Source organism: Pseudomonas sp. NFPP25, from assembly GCF_900116505.1.
Taxonomy (GTDB): Bacteria; Pseudomonadota; Gammaproteobacteria; order Pseudomonadales; family Pseudomonadaceae; genus Aquipseudomonas; species Aquipseudomonas protegens.
In genome coordinates this window covers 38,642-64,143 of record NZ_FPBG01000007.1, presented here as the reverse complement: position 1 = coordinate 64,143, position 25,502 = coordinate 38,642, and the positions used below count along the sequence as shown (strand labels likewise).

General features: G+C 67.3%; 14 protein-coding genes. 7 read left to right on the top strand and 7 right to left on the bottom strand.

The window, feature by feature from the left end; genetic code table 11:
• The first annotated feature begins 47 nt into the window (after window positions 1-47).
• Complete coding sequence (locus BM382_RS25480; protein ID WP_011062335.1) at window positions 48-266, top strand: YXWGXW repeat-containing protein; 219 nt, start codon at window positions 48-50, stop codon at window positions 264-266.
• A gap of 3 nt (window positions 267-269) precedes the next feature.
• On the opposite strand, the gene gcvA is transcribed toward BM382_RS25480, so the two are convergent.
• Window positions 270-1,145, bottom strand: a complete 876-nt coding sequence (gcvA, locus tag BM382_RS25475) for a LysR family transcriptional regulator (protein WP_011062336.1) — start codon at window positions 1,143-1,145, stop codon at window positions 270-272.
• 227 nt (window positions 1,146-1,372) lie between these two features.
• Between gcvA and ampC the strand changes: the two genes are divergently transcribed.
• From ampC to BM382_RS25460, 3 genes are all read left to right on the top strand, one after another.
• Entirely contained in the window at window positions 1,373-2,545 is a 1,173-nt protein-coding gene (ampC, locus tag BM382_RS25470) for a class C beta-lactamase (protein WP_011062337.1), read from the top strand.
• Between the two features lie 296 nt (window positions 2,546-2,841).
• Window positions 2,842-3,558, top strand: coding sequence for a phosphatidylcholine synthase (gene pcsA / locus BM382_RS25465; RefSeq protein WP_011062338.1), 717 nt, complete (start codon window positions 2,842-2,844; stop codon window positions 3,556-3,558).
• 129 nt (window positions 3,559-3,687) lie between these two features.
• Window positions 3,688-4,383: a hypothetical protein gene (locus BM382_RS25460; protein ID WP_011062339.1), complete on the top strand. Its 696-nt coding sequence runs from the start codon at window positions 3,688-3,690 to the stop codon at window positions 4,381-4,383.
• 9 nt (window positions 4,384-4,392) lie between these two features.
• On the opposite strand, the gene BM382_RS25455 is transcribed toward BM382_RS25460, so the two are convergent.
• Window positions 4,393-6,840, bottom strand: coding sequence for a PAS domain-containing protein (locus BM382_RS25455; protein ID WP_011062340.1), 2,448 nt, complete (start codon window positions 6,838-6,840; stop codon window positions 4,393-4,395).
• 203 nt (window positions 6,841-7,043) lie between these two features.
• Between BM382_RS25455 and BM382_RS25450 the strand changes: the two genes are divergently transcribed.
• Window positions 7,044-7,664: a LysE family translocator gene (locus tag BM382_RS25450; RefSeq protein ID WP_015636393.1), complete on the top strand. Its 621-nt coding sequence runs from the start codon at window positions 7,044-7,046 to the stop codon at window positions 7,662-7,664.
• A gap of 16 nt (window positions 7,665-7,680) precedes the next feature.
• Here the strand turns inward: BM382_RS25450 and BM382_RS25445 are convergent, their stop codons facing one another.
• Window positions 7,681-8,463 (bottom strand): sulfite exporter TauE/SafE family protein, encoded by a 783-nt coding sequence (locus BM382_RS25445; protein ID WP_011062341.1) that lies wholly within the window; start codon window positions 8,461-8,463, stop codon window positions 7,681-7,683.
• A gap of 332 nt (window positions 8,464-8,795) precedes the next feature.
• Here BM382_RS25445 and BM382_RS25440 point away from each other — a divergent pair, with 332 nt between their 5' ends.
• Window positions 8,796-11,396, top strand: a complete 2,601-nt coding sequence (locus tag BM382_RS25440; RefSeq protein WP_072444599.1) for a patatin-like phospholipase domain-containing protein — start codon at window positions 8,796-8,798, stop codon at window positions 11,394-11,396.
• Between the two features lie 25 nt (window positions 11,397-11,421).
• Here BM382_RS25440 and BM382_RS25435 read toward each other — a convergent pair whose 3' ends face one another.
• From BM382_RS25435 to BM382_RS25420, 4 genes are all read right to left on the bottom strand, one after another.
• The gene (locus BM382_RS25435) at window positions 11,422-11,952 is read right to left on the bottom strand and encodes a DUF3087 domain-containing protein (RefSeq protein WP_011062343.1); all 531 of its coding nucleotides are present in this window, start codon (window positions 11,950-11,952) and stop codon (window positions 11,422-11,424) included.
• A gap of 134 nt (window positions 11,953-12,086) precedes the next feature.
• A complete protein-coding gene (locus BM382_RS25430; RefSeq protein WP_019094672.1) occupies window positions 12,087-13,565 on the bottom strand; it encodes a PepSY domain-containing protein in 1,479 nt (492 codons plus the stop codon).
• A 53-nt stretch (window positions 13,566-13,618) separates the two neighbouring features.
• On the bottom strand, window positions 13,619-15,787 hold the full coding sequence (locus tag BM382_RS25425; protein WP_053159557.1) for a TonB-dependent receptor: 2,169 nt from the start codon (window positions 15,785-15,787) through the stop codon (window positions 13,619-13,621).
• 118 nt (window positions 15,788-15,905) lie between these two features.
• Window positions 15,906-16,289 carry a DUF2946 family protein gene (locus BM382_RS25420; RefSeq protein WP_011062346.1) on the bottom strand — a complete coding sequence of 128 codons (384 nt, stop codon included), beginning with the start codon at window positions 16,287-16,289 and terminating at the stop codon, window positions 15,906-15,908.
• A 497-nt stretch (window positions 16,290-16,786) separates the two neighbouring features.
• Here BM382_RS25420 and BM382_RS25415 point away from each other — a divergent pair, with 497 nt between their 5' ends.
• On the top strand, window positions 16,787-25,474 hold the full coding sequence (locus BM382_RS25415) for a glycoside hydrolase family 94 protein (RefSeq protein ID WP_072444601.1): 8,688 nt from the start codon (window positions 16,787-16,789) through the stop codon (window positions 25,472-25,474).
• Window positions 25,475-25,502 lie beyond the last annotated feature (28 nt).

Below are 25,502 nucleotides of genomic sequence, written 5' to 3'. Positions count from 1 at the left end.
ACCGCCCGCGATGGCCGCGGGCCCACTGCCCCCTCAGGAAACCGCCCATGCTTCGTACGATCCAAAGCATTCTCATCGCCACCTTGCTTGGCACCACCCTGGCAGGCTGCGTGGTGGCCCCGGCCCATCCTCGCCGGCCGCCACCGCCGCCGCCCATTGTCGAGGTGATTCCGATGGCGCCGGCGCCGAGCTATCACTGGGTTGCCGGGCATTACCGCTGGCACGCCGGCCAGTGGGTCTGGACACCGGGGCATTGGCGCTATTGATGGCTAGCCGGCCACCGCTTCCAGCAGCCAGGCCTTGAACGCGCCCATGGCCGGGGTTTCGGCCCGGGACTGCAGGCGGGTCAGCCAGTAGCTGCCGGTGACAATGCCGATGTCGAAGGGCTGCACCACCGCGCCACTGGCCAACTGGCGCTGGAACATCAAGGGCGGCGCCAGGGCCACGCCCAGGCCTTGCAGCGCCGCTTCGAGCATGCCCAGGGACGAGTCGAAGACCACGCTCTGGGGCAACAGGCTGTTGGCCCCCAGCCCCGCCGCCTGGAACCACTGCGGCCATTCGTCGGTGCGGTAGGAGCGCAACAAGGTCTGCCCCAGCAGGTCCGCCGGGCTGTGCAACTGGCGGGCAAGTTCCGGCACGCACAAGACCGACAGTGGCGCCTGCAACAACGCCAGCGCCTCGATGCCGTGCCAGGCCCCGGTGCCAAAGCGGATGGCATAGTCCAGGCCCTCCGCCGCCACGTCCACCCGATTATTGTTGGTGCTCAGGCGCAGGTCGACATAGGGATGGCGTGCCTGGAAGTCCTCCAGCCGCGGCAGTAGCCAGCCCACGGCGAAGGTGCCCACCGCGCCCACCGTCAGCACTTCACGATAGTGCCCACCCTCGAATCGTCCCAGGGTCTGGGCGATGCGGTCGAAGCATTCGCGCAGCACCGGCAGCAGGGTCTCGCCTTCGCTGGTGAGCATCAGGCCCCTGGGCAGGCGCTTGAACAGGGTGACGTTGAGCTGGGCCTCCAGGCTCTTGACCTGGTGGCTGACCGCCGCCTGGGTCACGCACAGCTCGATGGCCGCACGGGTGAAACTCAAGTGCCGCGCCGAAGCTTCGAAAGCCCGCAGCGCATTCAGGGGCAGATGGGGACGGAGCATGGGCATTCCCTAGTTTTTCTAATGGCTCGTGCGAAATATGGTCGTTTGTCGATGTGCCGTAAACTGCCTACATTGGCCTCGCTCGCGCAGCACCGGCCACGCCCTCCTGTGCCAGGAAGGCTTCGCGGGCAGGCCGCCCGGAGCGTTCCCACGAAGAACGCCGGGGCCGCAAAGCCGCTGGGACAAACGCGGCGTACATAACCAGAACCCAGGGAAACCAACCAATCATGCGGCACACAACCTTGACCGGACTAAGCGTCATCAGCGCCTGCGCACTGCTACTGGGCGCCTCCAGCGCCTTCGCCGAGACCACCGCGGACAGCGCTCTGAAAACCACCGTGGACGCCACCATCCGCCCGCTGATGCACCAGCAGGGCATTCCCGGCATGGCGGTGGCGATCATCGCCAACGGCAAGCGACATTACTTTAACTACGGGGTTGCCTCCAAGGACAATCAACAGCCGGTGGACAACGACACCCTGTTCGAGGTGGGTTCGGTGAGCAAGACCTACACCGCCACCCTCGCCGGCTACGCCCAGGCCAGCGGCAAGCTGGCCCTTGAGGACCACGCCAGCCAGTACCTGCCGGCCCTGCGCGGCAGTGCCTTCGACGGCATCAGCCTGCTGCAGCTGGGCACCTACACCGCCGGTGGCCTGCCCTTGCAGTTCCCCGACGAGGTGCAGGGTGAAGACAAGACCCTGGACTACTACAACACCTGGAAACCCACCTTCAGCCCCGGCACCCAACGCCAGTATTCCAACCCCAGCATCGGCCTGCTCGGCTATCTGGCCGCCCGCAGCCTGGGCCAGCCCTTCGACCGGCTGATGGAGCAGACGCTGTTTCCCAAATTCGGCCTCAAGCACAGCTACATCCATCTGCCCAAGGACCAACTGGGGCACTACGCCCAGGGCTACGACAAGCAGAACCGGCCGATCCGCCTCAGCCCCGGGCCGCTGGATGCCGAAGCCTACGGGGTCAAGACCAGCGCCCCGGACCTGCTGCAATTCATTGCCGGCAACCTGCAACCGGGCCAGTTCGACCGCCCCCTGCAACAAGCCATGGTGGCGACCCAGAGCGGCTACTACCAGGTCGGCGACATGACCCAGGGCCTGGGCTGGGAGCGCTACGCCTACCCGGTGCCCCTGGCACGCCTGCTGGCGGGCAACTCATCGGCCATGGCCCTTGAGCCGCACCCGGTGCAATGGCTGACCCCGGCCGCAGCCCCCAAGGCCGACGCGCTGTACAACAAGACCGGTTCCACCAGCGGTTTCGGCGCCTATGTAGTGTTCGTGCCGAGCCAGCAGATCGGCATTGTCCTGCTGGCCAACAAGAACTACCCCAACGAGGAACGGATCAAGGCCGCCCACGCCATCCTCACGGCCCTGGAGACCGGGAAGTAATCAACCCGGCAGCCCCTCCGGTGCCTGCGCCTGCCCGCAACGCCACCTGACCTTCGGTCACGTGGCGTTTTTTCTGTTGCCTCGTCCAGAGTGGCGCCTAGACTCAAACCAGCCCCCTCGACCGCGCACTCGGGCCAGGCCAGCCACTGGCCCGGCGCTTGCGGCGCCGGGCCTGATTCAAGGTTCGCGCTGAACCTTCTGCCAGGCTTTCCGGTCGATAACTGCAACCTGGCCAGGCTTGCCGGCGCTGCTGCGCCGGACATCGCCCGGGCACCACAGCCGCTGGAGAAACGTCCGTGATATCGACCCTGCAGATCGCCAGAATCAAAGCCTGGGGCGCCCATGGCTTCACCGCCACCGGGGTGGTCAGTGCCTTGCTCGCCACCCTGGCACTGTTCGACAACCAGCCCAAGGCCTGCCTGCTATGGCTGGGGGTGGCACTGCTGGTGGATGGCGTCGACGGCTCCCTGGCGCGCAAGGTCAAGACCAGCTCGGTGCTGCCCAACATCGACGGCTCGGTGCTGGACCTGGTGATCGACTACCTGACCTATGTGTTCATCCCGGCGCTGTTCATCTACCGCTACATTCCCCTGCCGGAATACAGCGCGCTGCTGGCCACCTCGCTGATCCTGCTGTCGTCGCTGCTGTGTTTCTGCAACGTCAACATGAAGAGCCACGACAACTACTTCCAGGGCTTTCCCGCGGCCTGGAACGTGGTCGCCCTGTGCTTCTACCTGATCGAGCCCGGCCCCTGGCTGAGCCTGCTGAGCATCTTCGCCCTGGCCCTGCTGACCGCCACCCGGGTGCAGTTCCTGCATCCGTTCCGGGTACGCAAGTGGATGGGGCTGAACATCATCGTGACCTTCGTCTGGCTGCTCAGCGGCGCATTGCTGATCCTCAGCCACCCGCTGCACAGCCCGCCGATCATGGGCTTGTGGCTGGCAGCCTCGGCCTACTTTCTCGGCGTGTGCCTGTGGCGTTCGGCCCAGGAATGGTTCAGCAAGGCCAGCTGAACCAGTGCCCCGCGAACCATTGCCGGGGCCCGGCAAGCATGCAAAACTCCTGCGCCCAAGCCTCTGCAGCAGAGGCTTGGCGACTATTTGCCCGCCGCCCGCCGCGAATGAGTACCAGGCCAGCCCCCCATGACCCACCTTCCCTTGATCGACCTCTACCCCATCAGCGACAGCCCTCCGGATGAGCGGGAACGGCTGTATCACGAGGCCGCGCTGAAGAACAACTGGCCAACCCGGCCCTTGCGCGTGCAACAGACCGTGCGTAACGCCAGGGACTTTGTGCTGCACACCCTGGGCCACTACGTCGGTTCGGGCGTGGTCAACGAATTCCGCCGCCAACTCCAAGTGCACCCCCAGCTCAGGCAAGCCAAGGCGGCCATGCCCTACCTCAAGGATTCCGCACCGCTCAAGGAGTATCAAAGAGCATCTGGCAAGTTCACTGCGGACACCTTGAATACCGAGGTCAGGCACTTCGGACGGTTTATCGCCCCCGGCCAGGTGCTGTTCCACGGTGGTTCCTGCCGCCCGAGCGAAGTAGCAACCTTCGTCACCAACAAACCGCTCTCGACCTCTTTGTGCCCTCAAATTGCCGCCTGGCATGCGTACAACGACCTGCTCCCGGCCCCCAACCCAGCCCCGGCGATCTGGATCCTCAGCGCGCCCTACGGCAACCGCAAGGCCGTGGTCTATCGCAAAGGCGGCGCCGGCATGGAACATGAACAGGAAGTGCTGATCGAAGCAGGCTCCACCATCAGCCCCACGCGTTGCTTCAACGTGCGCACCGCCAGCGCCAATGTCCTGGTGATCGAAGCCAGCCTGAGTTGAAACGGGTGCCTACGGCACCTCGGGCTGGCCGATCGCCGCGCTCAGGGCCAGGGCCAGTTCCGCCACCGAGTAGGGCTTTTGCAGGAACACGAACTCCCGGGTCTGGCCCTGGGCCAGGGCCGGGCTGTAGCCGCTGGTGAGGATGACCGGCAACCGCGGGTAGTCGCAACGGATCCGGCTGGCCAGTTCGATACCGCTCATGCCCGGCATCACCACATCGGAAAACACCGCCTGGAATCGGGTCCGCTCCTCGCCCAGGCGGCGCAGGGCCTCCGCCGCGCTGGTGGCCCATTCGGTCTGGTAGCCCAGTTCGTTCAGGGACTGGGCCAGCAGCACGCCGACTTCGGGATTGTCCTCCACCACCAGCAGGGTCATGCCCTGGCCGTCGATCATGGGCACCACCGCCTGGGTTGGCGTCGGCAAGCCGGCCAGGGCCTCCGCGCGCGGCAGGTACAGGGTAAAGCACGTGCCCTGCCCCGGCTGGCTGTGCACCGCCAGGCCGCCGCCCGATTGCTGGGCGAAACCGAACACCTGGGACAAGCCCAGGCCGGTGCCCTTGCCCACCTCCTTGGTGGTGAAGAAGGGTTCGAAGATCCGTTCGATCTGCTGGGGGTCGATGCCGGCGCCGGTATCAGTCAGGGATACCGCGACAAAGTCCCCGGCCTGGGCACCCTGGCTGGCACTGGGGGGAATCTGCGCCACCCGCTCCACAGCCACCACCAGCAAGCCTTCGCCCTGCATGGCATCCCGGGCATTGACCGCCATATTGATCAGCGCCGTGTCGAACTGGCCGGCATCGGCGTGGATGTAGCAAGGCTGCTGCGGCAACTCGATACGCAGTTCGATGCAGGCGCCGATCAGTGGATTGATCATCTGCGCCAGCAACTGCACGCTGGCGCCGACGTCGAAGGTCTCCGGGCGCAGGTTCTGCTGGCGGGCATACGCCAGGAGCTGGCCGGTGAGCTTGCTGGCGCGGTCGACGGTGTCGGAAATCGCCTTGATGTACAGCTGCCGGCGCTCTTCGCTGAGGTTGCGGCGCAACAGGTCGGTGGAAGAGCGGATCACCGTCAGCAGGTTGTTGAAGTCGTGGGCCACGCCACCGGTCAGTTGCCCCACCGCCTCCATCTTCTGCGCCTGGCGCAGGATGTCCTCGGTCTTGCGCAGCGCCTGGGCGGCCTCGCGCTCGGCCTGCATGTCACGGCCCACGGCGTGAATGTGGTGCGGGTCCGGCACAGCGCTCCAGGCCATCCAGCGATAGGAACCGTCGCGGTGGCGAAAGCGGTTCTCGAAGCGCGAAAAGCTCTCGCCCCGGGACAGATCGGCCGCCGCCCCCGCTGCGGCCAGGCTGTCCTGGGGGTGGATGAAATCGTAGAAACTGCTGCCTTCCAGTTCCTCGCGCTCCCAGCCCAGAAGCTGGGTCCAGGCCGGGTTGACGGCGACGATGCGGCCATTGAAGTCCGCCACCAGCATCAGGTCCGTGGACAGCTGCCAGATCCGGTCGCGCTCCTGGGTACGCTCCTGGACCCGCTGCTCCAGAGACTCATTGAGCCGCCGCAGTTCCTCCTGCGCCTCGCGGGTGGCGCTGATGTCCCGGGAAATGCAGAGGATCTTCTCCGGCTGGCCGGCCGCGTCGAGCATCGGCGTAACCTGCACATCCCACCACTTGGTGCGCCCCTGGAGGGTATCGGCGGCGCCCTGGAACCGCGCCGAGCGACCCTGGCGCGCGGCAGCAATGGCATCCCGGGCCTCCTGGTGGCCCTGGCCCTGCCAGAAGTCCGGCCAGGGACAGCCCCGCACCGCATTGAAATCACTGACCTCCATGACCCGCAGGCCACCTTCGCTCATGAACGACAGCTGGCCATCGAGGTCCAGCACCTTGATGCAGTCGTTGCTGGCGGCCAGCACCCGGGTATTGAGCTCGCGGGTTTCGCGCAGGTGCGCCTCGGTCTGCCGGGCGTGCCGGGCCAGCAGCACGCGATCGGTGGTCTCCACGGTGTGGCACAGCACTCCGAGCACCTGTTCGTCGTCCTCGTCATACACCGGGCTCATGGAGAACGACCACCAGGTCAGCTCTTCGCCAGGGTAGCGCTGCATGTTCACCGGCAGGTCTTCGTGGCGGCAGGAGTAACCGAGAAACGCCTGCTCCACCATCGGCTGGACATCCGGCCAGGCATCGGCCCAGAGGGTCTGGATGGTCTGCCCCAGGGCATTGGCCAGGCGCGGGCCGAGGACCGGGCGGTAGGCATCGTTGAAGAAGAACTGCATCTGCGGCCCCCACAGCAGGTACAGGCTCTCCGGGGACTCGAGCATCTGGCTCAAGGTACTGCGCAGCAGGCCGGGCCAGCCTTCACGAGGGCCCACCGCGGTCTGCGACCAGTCGAAGCGACGGATTGCAGCACCGATCTCGCCGCCGCGGGAGGTCTTGGGCGCTGCACCACGAGGTGGGGAAGTAGTCATGAACACATCACAGAAAAGGAAAAAGGCAACACTGCCATCCAATGGCCAGCGCAGGATAACTGACCCCGTGGATCCGCAGAAGTTGGCAACCGGCAACGCTGATTCGACAACGGCGGCCAAAGTGCCCGGCGAATGCCTTTAATCCCGCGCCGGCCTGGGGCATTCTGCACCGGCATTGCCACCTGCCCGCCGAGAACCGCGCGATGAATACCACCACCTTGCTGCTCTACACCTCCAGCTGTTTTATCGGTGCCCTGATTCCCGGGCCGACCTCACTCCTGGCCATGGCCAACGGCACCTCGCGCAATCGCCAACTGGTGGCGGTAGGCATGGCCGGTGCGGCGCTTTCGGATGTGCTGATCATCGCTGCCGTGGGCCTCGGGCTGGGGGCCATGCTGATGGCCTCGCAGCAGTTGTTCATGGCCTTGAAATGGCTCGGGGTGTGCTACCTGGCCTGGCTCGGCATCCAGCTCTGGCGCAGTGCGCCCCAGGCCCTCGGAGCCCAGCAGGTGCAGGCCGGGTCACGGCGCGTCGAGGTGTTCCGGCGCAGCTTCTCGGTGGCCATGACCAACCCCAAGGTGCTGCTGTTCTTCACCGCGTTCCTGCCGCAGTTCGTCGACCCCGCCCAGCCGGTCCTCATCCAGTACGCCACTCTGGCGCTGGTCACTGCGGTGGTGGAGGTGCTGGTGATGGGGCTGTACGCCGCGGGTGGCGTGCAAGCGGCGAAGTTCCTGACCGCCAGCGGCATGCGCCGGCTCAATCAATGCTGCGGTGCGGCGATGCTGGCGCTGGCGGGGTTTCTAGCGCTGTATCGGCGCAGCTGAAACGCCGCGCCAGGTTTCAGAAGGCCAGCTTGTAACCAATGGAAAACAGCATGACCGCCAGGCACGGGCGCAGGATCTCGTCGGAAATGCGCCCGGTCATGTGGCTGCCGATCCAGATCCCGGGCAACGAGCCCATCAGCAGGAAACCCAGCAGGTGCCAGTCCATGTTGCCCATGCTGGCGTGGCCCAGGCCTGCCACCAGGGTCAGGGGTACGGCGTGGGCGATTTCAGTGCCCACCAGGCGCTTGGTGGCCAGGAACGGATAGAGGATGAACAGCGCCACGGTGCCCAGGGCACCGGCGCCGATGGAGGTCAAGGCAACCATGGTGCCCAGGATCACCCCGGTGACCACGGTCAGGCCATTGAGCCCGCCGGGGCTGGGCTGGTAGTCGCTGCCATGGCGCTGGGCGAAGGCCATGAGTTTCTTCTTGAAGACAATGGCCAGGGCAGTGAGCAGCAGGACGAACCCCAGACCCTGCTTGATCACCGCGTTCAGGGCCTGGGGGTCGGTGTCGAGATTCTTCAGGAACCACAGGGTCAGCGCCACCGCCGGCACGCTGCCCAGGGTCAGCCAGCCGGTGATGCGCCAGTCGATGTTGCGGTTCTTCTGGTGCACCAGCACCCCACCGGATTTGGTGATGGCCGCGTACAGCAGGTCGGTGCCCACGGCCGTGGCCGGGTTGATGCCGAACCAGAGCAGGATCGGGGTCATCAGCGAACCGCCCCCCACACCCGTCATGCCTACGATGAAACCCACTACCAGGCCCGCGACTACAAAACCGAAGTTACCCACATCCATCAATAAAGCCCTACAAATCACGCGGCCAGGTCAAAAACTGGCGGCAGCATAGCGGCTAAAGCTTATGTCCATTTATATGAATAAAATCTAACGTTATAACCAGGACCATTTTTTTCATGCACAAGGCGCATGGAAGCCCCTGCGCAATTGCAGCCGCCACATGCCCCGGCACCCCTGGCACGCGGCTAAAAAAAACACTTGCCGAAAGACGCCGAACGCTCTGCGCTGCACATCAGGGCCGCGGCATCCGGTATTCTGCCTGACGCTTGCCGGGGCACCCGGCCTGGCACTCCCCCTGGCTCGTGCCCCACACCCGATTCCAAGGAAGGCCCATGACCTCTGCCGACACCTCGTACCAGATCGAGCACCAACGCATCCGCTTCAGGCGCCAGAGCCTGCAACAGGAAGCCCCCGAAACCGGCGCACCCGGCCGGGGCAACTGGGGGCTGGCACTGTCCGGTGGCGGCATTCGCAGTGCAACCTTCGGCCTTGGGGTGCTGCAGGCCATGGCCCGGGCTCCGGCCCCCGCCGAGGCGCAACCACAGCCTACGGGCGCGCGCGAACACAGCCTGCTGTCGCGCATCGACTACCTGTCCACGGTCAGCGGCGGTGGCTATATCGGCAGTTTCTTCAGCAGCCTGTTCCTCCCCGGGCGCCTGCAGCCGCAGGCTCCCCAGGACCCGGTGGCCCATGCCGCCCACAACGCCTACCAAGCCCTGCGCTTCGAGCCGCCGGGGCGCATCAGCACCGGCGTCGACTACGCCACCCGGCCACCGGGCCAGGGCCCCGCGGCCTGGCTGCGGGAAAACGGCCGCTACCTGACCCCCACCGGCTCGGGCGACATGCTCTACGCCCTGGCCATGACCTGGCGCAACTGGCTGTCGCTGCAGGCCATGATCGGCCTGCCCATCGTGCTGCTGCTCAGCCTGCTGAGCCTGTTCCAGGTCCTGAGCCAGGCCAGCCTGCTGCTCTGGCCGCTGATGGCCGGTGTGCTGTTCGCCCTGCCCTGCGCCGTGGCGTACTGGCTGGTCATTCCCCAGGGCGACCTGGACCGGCCGCCGAGCATGGGCAACGCGGCGTACCGGATCATGCTCGGCATAGTCATCGGCCTGTGGCTCAGCGGCGCCTTGGCCTACTGGCTGGCCCAGTGGCAGGCAGTGGGCGCCCTGACCCTGGGCTGTGCCCTGGTGGGCAGCTGCGCCTTGCTGATCACCCGGCAACTGGTGCGGCGCCTGGCCGACAACCGCGACCCGGCCAAGGACAACGCCTGCGCCAACAGCGTGCGCAACTATCGGGTGCAGATCACCCGCGCCCTGGGCCGGGCGATGGCCGCGGTGGCGGTGCTGGGTTTTCTCGCCCTGCTGGTGACTGCGGCCCAGGCGCTGTACAGCTACCTGCACGACCTGAGGGCCCTGGGCAGCCTACTGTTGCTGGTGGGCCTGGTGTGGCTGGTGCGGCGCCTGGCCCTGCTCAAGGATGAAAAACGCCTGCCGGGCTGGATGCACAAGCTGCCGCTGGACGTGCTCGCGCTGATTGCCGGCGGCCTGCTGCTGAGCCTGCTGTGCCTGTGCTGGGGCTTGCTGGTGCAGTGGATCGCCCACGACGGCGGGGTGGTGTCCGGCGACCACGCGGTGGCCTGGCGGCTGGCGGCGCTGAGCCTGCTGGCGGCCGTGCTGACCCACATCAGCGGGCGCTTCATCGGCTTCCTCAATACCTCATCGCTGCAGGCCTTCTACTCGGCGCGGCTGATCCGCGCCTACCTGGGCGCCTCCAATGGCCGACGCTTCAACGGCCCGGCCGCACAGCGCCGCACCTACATGAGCGTGGCCGAGCCCATGTCCAGCGACGACTTGTCGCTGCAGCAGTACTACGCCAGCCCCAGTGCCGGCCCGGTGCACTTGATCAACGTCACCATGAACCTGACCGTCGACCCGGCCGAACAACTGGTGCAGCGCGACCGCAAGGGCAAGCCGCTGTGCATCGCGCCGAACTGGGCACCCGACAGCCCGGCCCCCAGCGCCGGATGCCCGGCAGAACGCTACATTCTCGATGGCACGGCCTATCGTCGCGACCTCGACCATGGCCCGGCCTCGGAGATCATGAGCCCGCTGACCCTGGGCCAGTGGATCGGCGTCTCCGGCGCCGCCTTCAGCACCGGCCTGGGTCGCGCCACCAGCCTCGGTATGTCGCTGGTGCTGGGGCTGGCCAACGTGCGCCTGGGCATCTGGTGGCCCAGCCACTTCCTCGACCCCGGGCAACAGCACTGGGTGCCCCGGGACCTCAAGCCCTGGACCCGCTACGGCACCCAGGCCTACCTGTTCTATGAACTGACCGCGCGCTTTCACGGCTACCGCCGCGACTACCAGTACCTGTCAGACGGCGGGCACTTCGAAAACACCGGTACCTACGAACTGCTGCGCAAGGAGCGCAAGGTGGAATTGATCGTCACCTGCGACGCCGGCTGCGACCCCGACTACCAGTTCGACGACCTGGCCAACCTGGTGCGCCTGGCGCGCATCGACCAGGCGCTGGAGATCCGCGAAGACCCGGGGGTTCTGAGCCATCCGCAGCTCAAGACGGTGTTTGCCAGCCTTGAGGAATTCCGCCAGCCACCGAGCGCCGAGAACCAGAAATGCGCCCTGCTGCTCAACGTCCATGCCCACTCCCCGGGCAATGACGATGACCTGTGCCAGACGCCCCACTGCCGGATCCTGGTGCTCAAGCCCCGGCTGATCGCCGGACTGACGCCGGACGTGCTGAACTACGCCCGGACCAATCCGGGCTTTCCCAACCAGAGCACCGTGGATCAGTTTTTCGACGAGGCGCAGTTCGAGAGTTACCGGCAACTGGGCCTGAGCATTGGCCAGGCAGTCTTCGGCACCCAGTGCCAGCCCAGCGAGATTGCCCAGGCGTTGTGGCGGTATCTGCAATAGCCCCGGCAGCGCCGGGGCCTGCCGGTCAAGGGGTCTTGTGCCGCTTCACCGCTTCCAGCCATTGCGCTTCAAGGCGTTCCTGGTGCGGGTCGATGCCATGCTCGGCCAGCAGCGCCAGATGCCGCTCCACCTCACCGTGCATCTGCCCGTGGGCGCTGGAGTTGGCGTCCAGCTGGTGCATCTGGATCAGCCCCAGGTGATAGAAGCGCAGCAGCTTGAGGGCCGCAGGATCACCCGCCGCCACCCCGGCGGTGACCTGGTGCATGACGTTGGTCACCCGCATCAGGCTGCGCTTGAGGCGCCAGCCATAGACCGCCGCCGCCATCCACGGCTTGCTCCAGAACACACTGCGCAACAACGCCGCGCTGATCAGCAGGCCGGTGAACACACCTGCCGCGTTCCACAGCAGGTTGTCCCCGCCGGGCTGGCCGAACAGCGCCACCGCCGCGCTGGAAAACAGCATGGCCAGGGCAATGAACACCAGCGCGATGATCAAGGTGCTGCGCCGGGTTTGCCGACGGTAAGTCTCAGGGTCCTGCGGGGTGATGACGAACATGGGCGCGACGGGCTCCAATGGCTGAACGTGAGTGGCTGGCGCGCATTATCACCGCTGGACCGGCCGCCGGTGGGTTAAACGGGAAAAATATCCCATTAGGCTGATCCAGGTCGGTGTATTCCCCTGCCCCCGCGTCAACGCCGCTGCAACGACCGCCCCAGGCGCCGCCAGCCCAGCACCACCCCGCTGGCGCTGACCAGCAAACCTCCGGCGCTGAAGGCGATCATCCACAGATCCCACAACGGCCGGTTGGCCAGCAGCGGCAGCCAGTCCCAACTGTGCAGCAGGGCGAACAGCCAGCGCGAGGCGCGGCGCGGCTGGTCCAACTGGCCGACGATGGCGCCGGTGTGCAGGTCCAGGTGCAGCCAGGTCTGCGCCGGGTCGTCGAAACGCACCCGCAGCACCGGCAGGCGCTGCTGCAGGTGGCCCATCATGCTTTGCGGTTCCCGGGCGTAGTAATAGAAGTCGTAGGCGGCAAGTTGCTCGACGAGCATCGGTTGCCCTGGCCGGATGGCCCAGGCCGCCTGCTGCAAGGTGCCGGGGTGGAACCGGCGCTGGACCCGATCCCCGGCCATGTCGAAGATCCGCGTACGCCCGGCGCCGTCATAGCCAATCACATACCCCTTGCCGGCGATCATCCGCCACTCCAGTTCCCGGGCCTGCAGGCCGTCATCGGCAAAGCGTTGCAGGACCTGCCCGGCATTCAGCGGGAAGGCCAGGGCGCGCAGTGGACCACCCTGGTACGCCGCCACCGACAAGGGCTGGGCGCTGCTAAAGAGCTTCCACGGGTTCATCGACATCAGGCCACTGAAGATCCAGGTGATCAGCAGCACGCCGAACAGCATGCCCCCCAGGTGATGCCAGCGGGCAAAACCCTGGTACGGCGAGTGCGAGCCGTTGCGGTAGGTGCGCTTGAAGCGCCAGCGCAGCACGCCCACCGCCAGGCCGAGCACCGCCATCAGGGTGGCGGCCAGGGACAGGTAGGTGACGATCGGCCCCCAGGCGCCATCGATGCCGATGCCCCGCAACGGGTACAGCCAGTGCAGCCAGGCGCCGATCCAGTTCCAGCCGCGTTCGCTGGCGGTAGCGTCACGCACCACCTCGCCGGTGGTGCCGGAGATATACAGCAGGCGCCGTTCGGCATCGGCAATGGCCACCCGGTGCAGCGGCCGGTCGGCATCCAGGGCCCGGGACAGGCTCCACATGTCTTCCTGCACGACGCCACGATCACGCGCCACCGCTTCGGGGGCGAACTGGCGGGCCGCGGCCAGGGCTTCGACCCTATCGGGGGGCGCCGCCGGCTGGCCGCTGTGGGAGTCGACCGCCACCTTGCGCGGCCCGGGGTATTCCAGGATGTAGCGCGGCTGCCCCGCCACCGTGGTCAGGCGGATGCGGGTGGGCGGCTGGTGCGGATCGGCGGCGTGCAGCACCTGCCCCAGGTCGGCTGGGGCAGGCTCCAGTTGCAGCACCGGCAGGTGGGCCAGGTGCTCGGCCGGGGTCAGCTTGGGGTAGCCGACATACAGCATCACCACCCCGGAGATAAACCACAGGGCCATGAACAGGCAGGCAACGATGCCCAGCCAACGGTGCCAGAGGTACAGGTAACGCTTCATCACGGGCAACTCGCAGATGCGCGGGGCGCCACCGGGCGCCCCGCTGGCTCAGGTTAAAAGCGCGTTTGCAGCGCCAGTTCGAAGGTCCGCGGCGCCCCCAGGTACAGCTGGCTCGGTGCGGTGGTGCGGGCGTAGACCTGATCGGTGAGGTTGCGCACCCGCCCGGTGATCCGCGTATCGGCGTTCACCTGATAGCCGACAAAGGCACCGAAGATCGTGTAGGCCGGCGCGTAGCGGCTGTTGGCCGCATTGGCGTACATCGAAGACACGTAGCGGGCGTCGCTGCCCACCTGCCAGGACGGCGCCAGGTCATAGGTCAGCCACAGGTTGCCGACCTTGTCCGGGGTGTTGGTAGGCCTGTTGCCCTTGCGCGATACCGGGCGCCCGCCGACGTTTTCATAGAACTCGTCGTATTGGGCATCGACGTAGGCGAAGTTGCCTTCGGCCAGCAGCCTGGGCGTCACCCGCAGCGATGCCGCCAGTTCCACGCCCCGGGAAGACTGCTGCCCCACCGGCTGGCTGCTGCCGGGGTTGCTCGGGTCGGCGGTGGACAGGTTCTTGCGCTCGATGCGGTAGGCGGCCAGGGTCGCCGAGCCGCGGCCGTCGAGGAAATCGAACTTGCTGCCGACCTCCCACTGGTTGCCGGTGCTCAGGTCGAAGTCGCGCACCTGGCCATAGCTGGCGGTGGTCAGGATGCCCGCCGGCGGGTCGGCGGCGGTGCTGTATTGCACGTACACGTTGGCCGCCGGGGTCAGCTCGTAGACCAGCCCCAGGCGCCCGGTGGTCGGGCGGTACTTACGCTGGAAAAACGCCGGGTTGGCCTCGGTGACGGCGCGGTAGTTGGTCACCTGCAGGTCGATCTGGTCGTGGCGCAGGCCGCTGAGCAGGGACAGGCGCTCGCTCAGTTGCAGGCGGTTTTCCAGGAACAGGGCCCAGGTGTCCACCTGGTTGCGGCGGTTCTTGTCGAAGCCGCGCTGCATGCCGGGCAAGTCCCAGAAGCTGCCCGGGTCGAAATCGCCCGGATCAACGCCGGGCAGTGAGCCCGACACCGAGCGCGGGAAGTTGCTCATCACGTTGTGGCTGTAGTCGATGCCCGCCGACCATTGGCTGTCCAGGCCGAACAGCGTGTTGTGATGCAGCAGCTCGAAGCGGTTGCCGTTGAGCTCCTGGGCGTGGCGCTGGAGCAGGATGCCGGAACGCACCACCTGGCTGTTGTCGCTGTTGTAGGCGTAGGTCTCCAGGTTGCGGTATTCGCGGTCGGCGTTGTAGTGGTACAGGGTGTTGCGCAGCGAAGTACGGTCATCGACCTGATAGTCGATGATCGAGCGCAACCACTGCACCCGCTGTTCGTAACGGCCATCACGGACGTTGTAGTTCTCGAAGCGCCGGCTCTTGTCCACCTCCATCTTGCCCCCCAACGGGTTCAGCGCCGGGGTGCCCCAGTAGGGGCTGTCGACGCGCTCGTCCTGGTACTCGTAGGCCAGGGTGTGGGACAGCTGGTCGTTGAAGTCCGTCAGCAGGGAGAAGGCCGTGGTCCAGGCGTCGCGCTGTTCACGGTCGACATAACCGTTGCTGGTGGTGTGGCTGAGGTCCAGGCGCGCGTAATGCCGCGGGCCGGCCCCCTCGTTCAGCGCGTGGTTGAAGCCGAAGGAGGTTTCAGTGCTGTCGTAGGAGCCATAGCTGACCCGCCCTTCATTGAACGATTCGGTGCGCGACGGCAGCTTGGTGATGTAGTTGATCGAACCGCCCACCGCGCCGGCGCCGTAGAGAAAGCTCGACGGCCCGCCGACGGCCTCGACCCGGTCGTAGATCCAGCTGTCCACCGGGCGCGCGGCGATGGAGTCGTACTGCACGCTGATGCCATTGAACAATTGGGTGATCTGCGCCCCGGAGAAGCCGCGATAGGACACGAAGCCCGGCACCCCGGGGGACGAGGCCGCGTTCATCCCCGGCACGCTGGCCAGGATGTCCTGGGTATTGGCGGCGCCGCGCTGCTCGATCTGCTGGCGGTTGACCACGCTGACCGAAGCCGGGGTTTCCCGGGGCGTCAGGCCCAGGCGCGAACCGGTGCTGCCCTGGGTATCGAGTTGCAGGCCGACCTTGCGTTCTTCGTCGGTGCTGATGCGCATCTGCGGCAACTCCAGCGGGGAGTCGGCCAGGGCATTGAACGACAGGGCGCAGCACAGCGCCGCGCAGTGGGGGGAGCGATTGAGGTGTTTCATGGACTCGGACTCGAAAAAAAATCATCGAACAGCGTCCGGCAACAGTCGCCGGAGCGACCGTGCAGCTAGTGCCGGAGGACGAGAAAGCGCGACCGCCGATGACGGTCGCCGGAGCGAGTCAGCCCAGAGGAGGTGCCCGGGGATTGAGCGCAGGCCAGCAAGAGCGCGGCGGCGCCTTGCTGCGCTGCTCGCCCCCCAGCCGTGGCGGGCGTTGGCGGCGCAGCAGCCAGCCCAGGCAAAACAGCAGCGCGATGCCCAGGCTCACGGCCGAGCACAATGGGCACATGAACGTGCTCAACCCACCGGCGGCGGCCTGATCGCTGAAGTCGCCGTCCAGGGCCGGGCCCGGGTTGCCCATGGCGGAACAGAACTGCCCGCCGACGCCATTGAGCTCCAGCCCGGCCATCTGCCCGTGGCCCAGGCCACAGACGAACACGTTGAACAGCACGCAGAAATACAGCGTCCAGGCAATGTGGGGGCGATGGGGGGAGGCATGGGTCATGGCGGCAAGATTAACAGTGAAAAAAGCGGCGGAAAATCACCCATGCAGGGCAAGCGAGACTCATGGGCCTGCCAGCGGTGAGGTTGTGGCGAGCTTTATAGCCGACTCCCGAAGAGTGCAGTGTCGGACCAGAACTAAAAAGAAGGCGCATCGCCTCACCTTCAAAGCAGCTCCCAGCCCATACGGTCCCTGTAGCCGCCGCAGGCTGCGAACGACTGCGAAGCAGGCGCCGCTCTTGAGAGCGCTGAAGGTCCTGCGGCCCTTGTCGCAGCCTCACAAGCTCGGCAGCGGCTACAAGCAGCGTCACCCTTCATCCTTATCGCCAGGCTATGTGCCCCAGCGCACAGACAACCCTCGCCTCTGCCCGGCAACCTCAAGGTTGCAGATTTTTGCCTGACACGCTCGTCGCGACGGTGCCTCGATTTGACCGCACGCCCCGCTCCCGGCCCTCCCTCGCACCCCGTGCCGAGGGACGGCTCTGTTATGCCAAGGAAAACATGGACAGTCATTGGACCCACGCATTCCTGAGGTTCTGGCGGCTGCCCGCCGCCCGATACGGCCAATGGAAGGCCTCGCGCAACAGCGTCGAATACCAGGCGCCGCTGCGCTCGGAATTGTTCAGCACTGAACAGATGGCCCGCCACGGCACCCTGCTGGCGCAACAGCATCGCCTGAGCCCGAGCCGCACCCCGGACTGGCTGCTGGCCCGCCTGGCGGACAACGCCAGCGCCCTGGCCAGTTGCTGCAAGAGCCTGACCGCCGCCACCCACGCCTCACCCCGGGCCACCCCCGCCGCGGAATGGCTGCTGGACAACTACTACCTGCTGGAAGAACAGATCCGCATCACCCGCACCCACCTGCCCCGGGGCTACAGCCGGCAGTTGCCGCGCCTGGCCAACGGCCAGTCGGCGGGCCTGCCGCGGGTCTATGACATCGCCCTGGAAACCATTTCCCACGGCGACGGCCGGGTCGACACCGACAGCCTGGGGCGCTTCGTCGACAGCTACCAGAGCGTCACCCCGCTGATGCTCGGCGAGCTATGGGCAATCCCCATCATGCTGCGCCTGGCCCTGATCGAGAACCTGCGCCGGGTGGCCTTCCGGGTCATGGCCAACTGGAGCGAGCGCAACCTGGCCAACGACTGGGCCGACCGCCTGATGGAAACCGCCGAGCAGGACGCCAAGAGCGTGGTGCTGGCGGTGGCCGACATGGCCCGCTCGGCACCGCCCATGACCGCCGCCTTCGTCGCCGAGCTGGCGCGTCGCCTGCAAGGACAGAACGCGGCCCTGGTGCTGCCCCTGGCCTGGATCGAGCAACTGCTGGGGGAAACCGGGCTGAACATCGAGCGCCTGGTGCAGCTCGACGCCCAGCAGCAGGCCGCCGACCAGGTCTCCATCAGCAACAGCATCTCCAGCCTGCGCCTGCTCTCGGCCAGCAACTGGCGCGAGTTCGTCGAGCTGATGAGCCGGGTCGAACAGGTACTGGAACAGGACCCCGCGGGGGTCTACCGACGCATGGATTTCGCCACCCGCGACCATTACCGCCATGTGCTCGAACGCCTGGCCCGGCACTGCCGCCACAGTGAAGAACAGGTGGCCCGCCAGTGCATCGAGCTGGCCCGCGCCCAGTACCGCGCCGAGGCGCCGGAAGCCGTGGCCGGCCACGTCGGTCACTACCTGATCGGCGCTGGCCGGCGCACCCTGGAACAGCAGATCGGCGCCCGAGTCCCCCTGGCTGAACGTGGCCGCCGCCTGCTGACCCAGGCGCCCCTGGGCTTTTTCCTGGTGCCGGTGATCCTGCTCTCAGCCCTGTTCGCCTGGCCCTTCCTCAGTGCCCTGTATCAGGAAGCGACTTCCGGCCACTACTGGCTGGGGCTGTTGGCGGTGCCGGCGCTGCTGCTCGCCAGCCGGCTGGCCATCGGCCTGATCAACGGCCTGGTGACCCTGACCGTGGCCCCCGGCATCCTGCCGCGCCTGGACTACAGCGAAGGCATTGCTCCCCGAGCCCGGACCCTGGTGGCGGTGCCCTGCCTGATCGGCTGCACGGCGGATGTCGAGGAGCTGGTGGAAGGGCTGGAAGTGCGCTTCCTGGCCAACCGCGACGCCCAGCTGTATTTCGCCCTGCTCAGCGACTTTCTCGACGCCCCCAGCGAAACCCTGGACGCCGATGCCGGCCTGCTGATGCTGGCCCGGCAACGGATCGAGGCGCTGAACCTGAAGTACCCCGAAGAAGCCGTGGAGCGCTTCTACCTGCTGCACCGGCCACGCCTGTGGAACCCGGCGGAACATTGCTGGATGGGCCACGAACGCAAGCGCGGCAAGCTCGAAGACCTCAATGCCCTGCTGCGCGGCCGGGGTCGGGAGCGTTTTTCGCTGATCGTCGGCGATATCCAGGCACTGCCTGAAATCACCTACGTGATCACCCTGGACAGCGACACCCAGTTGCCCCGGGACGTGGCCCAGCAATGCGTGGGAGCCATGGACCACCCCCTGAACCGGCCCCTGGCCGACCCGTTGAGCGGGCGCATCGTCAGCGGCTACGGGATTCTCCAGCCGCGGGTCGGCATCAGCCTGTCGAGCACCGCCCGTTCGGCCTATGCCCGGCTGTTCGCCAGCGACGCCGGGATCGACCCCTATACCCGCGCCGTATCGGACGTCTATCAGGACCTGTTCCAGGAAGGCTCCTTCGTCGGCAAGGGCATCTATGCCGTAGACACCTTCGAGCAGATCCTGGGCGGGCGCTTCGCCGACAACCGGATCCTCAGCCATGACCTGATCGAGGGCTGCTACGCCCGCTCCGGGCTGCTCAGCGATGTGCAGCTGTTCGAGGAGTACCCGGCCCGCTACAGCGCCGACGTCAAGCGCCGCCAGCGCTGGATCCGCGGTGACTGGCAACTGCTGCCGTGGCTCCTGCCCTGGTCGCCCAAGGCCGGTGGAGGCCTGGAAAGCAATCGCCTGAGCCCCCTGGCGCGCTGGAAGATCCTCGACAACCTGCGCCGCAGCCTGGAGCCCATGGCCCTGCTGGGCATGCTGCTGTGGGGCTGGCTGGGGGCCACCCACCCCGTGGCCTGGACCCTGGCGGTGCTGATTCTGCTGCTGGTTCTGCCACTGTCGGCGGCCTTTCGCGAGCTGCTGGAAAAGACCCCGGATGTGCCCCTGCAACAACATCTGGTGGCCGCCTTGGGCACAGCCGGCCAGCACCTGTCCCGGGCGCTGCTGCCCCTGGCCTGGCTGCCCCATGAGGTGGCCTACAGCCTGGGTGCCCTGGGCCGCGCGCTATGGCGCATGAGCATCAGCAAGGAGTATCGCCTGCAATGGCAACCGTCCCGGGAAGCCGAACGCGGCCCCGATGACAGCCTGCTGGAGCTCTACCGGCGGATGTGGGTCGGCCCGGCCCTGGCGTTGCTCCTGGCCGGGCTGTCGTGGCCGCGCCCACAGTTGCTGGTGGCCGTGCCCCTGCTGCTGGCCTGGCTGGCCGGCCCGGCCCTGGCCTGGTGGCTGAGCCGCCCCGCCAGCCAGGTGGCCTTCGTGCCCAACACGGGCCAGCGGCGTTTCCTGCAGAGCCTGGCCCGCCGCACCTGGGCCTTTTTCGACCAGTACGTCGGCCCCCAGGACAACTGGCTGGCCCCGGACAACCTGCAGGAGCAACCCCAGCAGCGGGTAGCCCATCGCACGTCCCCCACCAACCTGGGCCTGGCCCTGCTGGCGCACCTGGCGGCCCATGACTTCGGCTACCTGAGCAGCAGCCGGCTGCTGCAGCGCCTGGAACGGATGCTCGCCAGCATGGGCCGGCTGGAGCGCTATCGCGGGCACTTCTACAACTGGTACGACACCCAGAGCCTGGAGCCCTTGCCACCGCGCTATGTGTCCACGGTGGACAGCGGCAACCTGGCCGGGATGCTGCTGACCCTGCGCCCGGGCTTGCAGGGCCTGATGGACAGCCCACCGTCCCCGGTGCAGATCGCCAACGGCCTGCTGGACTGCCTCGACGTGCTCCAGGACGCCCTCACCGCAGCGGGTCAGGACACCGCGGCCGTGCTGCGCTGGCGCCTGGAAACCCGCGCCGTGCATGAACACCTGAGCCTGCATGCCGGGGTCAGCGCCGAGGGCCTGCTGGGCCTGTTGCAACGCATTGGCGAGAGCGCCGCCGACTCCCACGGCGAGGCATCCGATGACAGCGCCTTCTGGCACCAGGCGCTGACCGCGCAATGTCGCGACCTGCATGACGAATTGCTCTGGCGCACCCCACCGCCCATGGCCGACGGTCGCCGCTTCGGCCTCCTCAGTTGGCGCCAGCTGGCCGAGCTGGACACCGACTATTGGCTGCCCCGTCACTATGGGCGGATCGCCGCGCTACGGGAACTGGCGCTGGAACGCTGTACCGCGGTGAACCAGTTGCTGGAGCAGGTGACCGGCATGGCGCAGATGGATTTCGGCTTCCTCTACGACACCCGGCGCCATCTGCTGGTGATCGGCTACAACGCCGACGAGCACCGCCTGGATGCCGGCTACTACGACCTCTTGGCCTCGGAAGTGCGCCTGACCCATTTTGTCGCCATCGCCCAGGGGCAGTTGCCCCAGGAAAGCTGGTTTGCCCTCGGCCGCCTGCTCACCAGCAGCGCCGGTACCCCGGTGCTGCTGTCCTGGACCGGTTCGATGTTCGAATACCTGATGCCGATGCTGGTGATGCCCAGTTACCAGGGCACCCTGCTGGACCAGACCTGCCACGCCGCCGTGGCCCTGCAGATCGAGCACGGCCAGCAACTGGGCCTGCCCTGGGGCGTGTCCGAGTCGGGCTACAACACCCTCGACAGCCAGTTCAACTACCAGTACAGGGCGTTCGGCGTGCCGGGGCTGGGGCTCAAGCGTGGCCTCGGCGCGGAACGGGTGGTGGCGCCCTACGCCAGCGTCCTGGCGCTGATGGTGGCGCCCCAGGCAGCCTGCCAGAACCTGCAGCGCCTGGCCCAGCTGGGCCTGCAGGGCCGCTTCGGCCTCTATGAAGCCGTGGACTACACCGAGTCGCGCCTGCCCCGGGGCCAGAACCATGCCGTGGTGCAATCGTTCATGGCCCACCACCAGGGCATGAGCCTGCTGTCCCTGGCGTGGCTGCTGCTGGACCAGCCCATGCAGCGGCGCTTCGAATCCGACCCGCAGTTCCAGGCCATCGCCCTGCTGTTGCAGGAACGAGTGCCGAAAACCGCCGCCCAGTACCTGCATGCCGCCGGTGCCCCGGCGGCCGACGAAGCCGCCCGGGCCCACGAGAACAAACTGCGGGTGTTCGCCGACCCGGACCGCAAGCGCCCGGCGGTGCAACTGCTTTCCAACGGCCACTACCACGTCATGCTCAGCAGCGCCGGCGGCGGCTACAGCCGCTGCAACGAGCTGGCGGTGACCCGCTGGCACGAAGACCCGACCCGCGATCACTGGGGCCAGTTCTGCTACCTGCGGGACGTGGCCAGCGGCACGTTCTGGTCCGCCGCCTACCAGCCGACCCTAGGCCGCCCTTCAAGCTTCGAGGCGATCTTCACCGACGCCCGGGCCGAATTCCGCGTGCGTGAACAGGACTTCGACAGCCACACGGAAATCGTCGTGTCCCCCGAAGACCCCATCGAGCTGCGCCGCCTGCACATCTGCAACCGCGCCCGGGTACGCCGCAGCATCGAGCTCACCAGCTACGCCGAAGTGGTGCTGGCCCCGGCTCCAAGCGATGCCGCCCACCCGGCCTTCAGCAACCTGTTCATCGAGACCGAACTGCTGCCCGATTGGCAGGCCATCGTCTGCAGCCGCCGGCCACGTTCCCAGGAGCAGCCGGTGCCCTGGATGTGCCACCTGCTGGCAGCCCACGGCGTGGACATCGACGCGATTTCCTACGAAACCGACCGCGCGCGCTTTATCGGCCGTGGCCGCGACCTGGCCGCGCCCCAGGCCCTGGACCCACAGACCGAACGGCTCTCGGGCAGCGCCGGGCCGGTGCTCGACCCGATCGTGGCGATCCGCTGCCGGATCACCCTCGACCCCGGCCAGAGCGCCACCATCGACCTGGTGACCGGGGTCGCCGAAAGCCGTGAACACTGCCTGCAACTGATCCACAAATACCGCGACCGGCACCTGGCGGACCGGGTCTTCGACCTGGCCTGGACCCACAGCCAGGTGCTGTTGCGCCAGCTCAACGCATCCCTGGCCGAGGCCCGGCTGTTCCAGCAGATGGCAGCTTCGCTGCTCTACGCCAACGCCACCCTGCGCGCCGACAACAGCCTGCTGCAGGCCAACCGGCGCAGCCAGTCCGGGCTCTGGGGCCAGGGCATTTCCGGCGACCTGCCGATCGTCCTGCTGCAAGTGGGCGACCTGGCCAACATTGCCCTGGTGCAGCAGTTGATCAAGGCCCACGCCTACTGGAGGCAAAAAGGCCTGGCGGTGGACCTGGTGATCTGGAACGAGGACCAGGCGGGTTACCGCCAGCAGCTCCAGGACCTGATCATGGGCCTGGTGACCTCCGGCAGCGAAGCCAGCCTGATCGACCGCCCGGGGGGCATCTTCGTGCGCCCGGCCCAGCAACTGTCCGGCGAGGACCGCACGCTGATGCTGGCGGTGGCGCGCCTGGTGGTCAGCGACAGCCGCGGCAGCCTCGCCGAGCAAGTCCACCGGCGCCGCGCCGACCCTTCTCTGCCGCGCCTGGAAGCGCCCCTGGTACGCCTGCCACCACCCGCCAGCCGAGCCAGCACCGCTGCAGCGCCAGAGCTGATCCTGGAAACCCCCTACGGCGGTTTCAGCAGCGACGGCCGTGAATACCTGATCACCCTCAACCCCGGGCAGCCGACGCCCGCGCCCTGGGCCAACGTGCTCGCCAACCCGCTGTTCGGCACGGTGATTTCGGAAACCGGCGGCGCCTACAGCTGGCGTGAGAACGCCCACGAATACCGCCTCAGCCCGTGGCACGACGACCCGGTCAGTGACCCCAGCGGCGAGGCCCTGTACCTGCGCGACGAAGACAGCGGACGGGTCTGGTCGCCCACTCCCCAGCCCTGCCCCGGAAGCGGCAGCTACCGCACCCGCCACGGCTTCGGCTACAGCGTCTTCGAGCATGAAGAGGACGGCATCCACAGCGAGCTCACGGTTTATGTGGCGCTGCAGGCGCCGATCAAGTTCTCGCGGCTGAAGATCCGCAACCTCAGCGGTCGGCCACGGCGCTTGTCGGCCACCTGCTATGTGGAATGGGTGCTGGGAGAGTCCCGCAGCCGCTCGGCCATGCACGTGGTCAGCGAAAGCGACCCGGTGAGCGGCGCACTGTTCGCCCGCAACCCCTACAACATGGAGTTTTCCGGGCACGTGGCGTTTCTCGATACGGACGCCGAGGTCAGCAGCTTCACCGGCGATCGCAGTGAGTTCATCGGCCGCAACGGCAGCCTCGCGGCGCCGGCAGCCTTGACTCGGGGGCGCCTGTCCGGGCGCTCCGGTGCCGGTTTCGACCCCTGCGCGGCGATGCAGGTGAGCCTGGAACTGGAGGACGGCCAGAGCCGGGAGGTGCTGTTCCGCCTGGGGGCCGAAGTGGATGCCAAGGCCGCCACCCGCCGGGTCCTGCAGTACCGCGGCAGCCAGATGGCGCAGGCCGAGCTTGCGGCCGTGCACCAGCATTGGCAGCGCAGCCTGGGCGCGGTACAGGTGCGCACACCGGACCCGGCCATCGACGTCATGGCCAACGGCTGGCTGATGTACCAGACCATTGCCTGCCGCTTCTGGGCCCGCAGCGGTTTCTACCAGTCCGGCGGTGCCATCGGCTTTCGCGACCAGTTGCAGGACAGCATGGCGATGATCCACGCCGAGCCGGCCCTGGCCCGCGAGCACCTGTTGCTGTGCGCCGCCCACCAGTATCCCGAGGGCGACGTCCAGCACTGGTGGCACCCGCCACAGAATCGCGGGGTGCGCACCGGCTGCTCCGATGATTTCCTGTGGCTGCCCCTGGCCACCAGCCGCTATGTACAGATCACCGGCGACCACAGCGTGCTGGAGGTCGAAGTGGGTTACCTGGAAGGCCGCCTGCTCAATTCCGGGGAAGAGTCCTACTACGACCTGCCCCAGGCCAGCGGGCTGCGGGAAAGCCTCTACCTGCACTGCCGGCGCGCCATCGAGCACGGCCAGCGGCGCGGGGTCCACGGCTTGCCGCTAATGGGCACCGGGGACTGGAACGACGGCATGAACCGAGTCGGTGAACACGGCCTAGGGGAAAGCGTGTGGCTGGGCTTCTTCGGCCATGAAGTGCTGCAACGCTTTGCCGTCACCGCCGAGCAGCACCAGGACCCGGACTTCGCCCGGGAGTGCCGCGCCCAGGCCCTGGCCTTGCGCGCCGCCCTCGACAGCCAGGCCTGGGACGGCCAGTGGTATCGCCGCGCCTGGTTCGACGATGGCCAGATCCTGGGCAGCGCCAGCAACCAGGAGTGCCGCATCGACTCCATCGCCCAGAGCTGGTCGGTGCTGTCCGGCGCCGCCAGCGATGCCCGCCAGCACCAGGCCATGGCCTCCCTGGACCAGCACCTGGTGCGTCGCGACAGCGGCGTGGTGCTGCTGCTCGACCCACCGTTCGCCCACAGCCCCCTGGACCCGGGCTACATCAAGGGCTACGTGCCCGGGGTGCGGGAAAATGGCGGCCAGTACACTCATGCCGCGGTCTGGGCGAGCATGGCCTTCGCCCGCCTGGGGGACAGTGCCCGGGCCTGGGAGCTGCTGCACATGATCAACCCGGTAAGCCGGCGCAGTGCCGAACAGGTCGCCACCTACCGGGTCGAGCCCTACGTGATGGCCGCCGACGTCTATGGCGTGGCGCCCCACACCGGGCGCGGCGGCTGGAGCTGGTACACCGGTTCGGCGGGCTGGACTTACCGGCTGATCGTCGAGTCGCTGCTGGGCCTGCGCCGCGAAGGCCAGAGCCTGTACATCGAACCGGTGATCCCGGCGCATTGGCCGGGCTACAGCCTGGACTATCGGTTCGGCGAGACGCTCTACCGTATTGAAGTGCGGCAGAACCCCGGCGCCACCCTCAGCCTGAGCCTGGACGGCCGGCCACTGGTGGGGCTGGCCATACCGCTGCTGGATGACGGCAGTACGCGCCGGGTGCTGCTCACCTGGCCCGCGGCCCTGCCCGCGCAGGCCGGGCATACCCCGACAGCGACCCATACGGAGCCGGCACCATGACAGACACCCGGCCACACCCTGGACTACC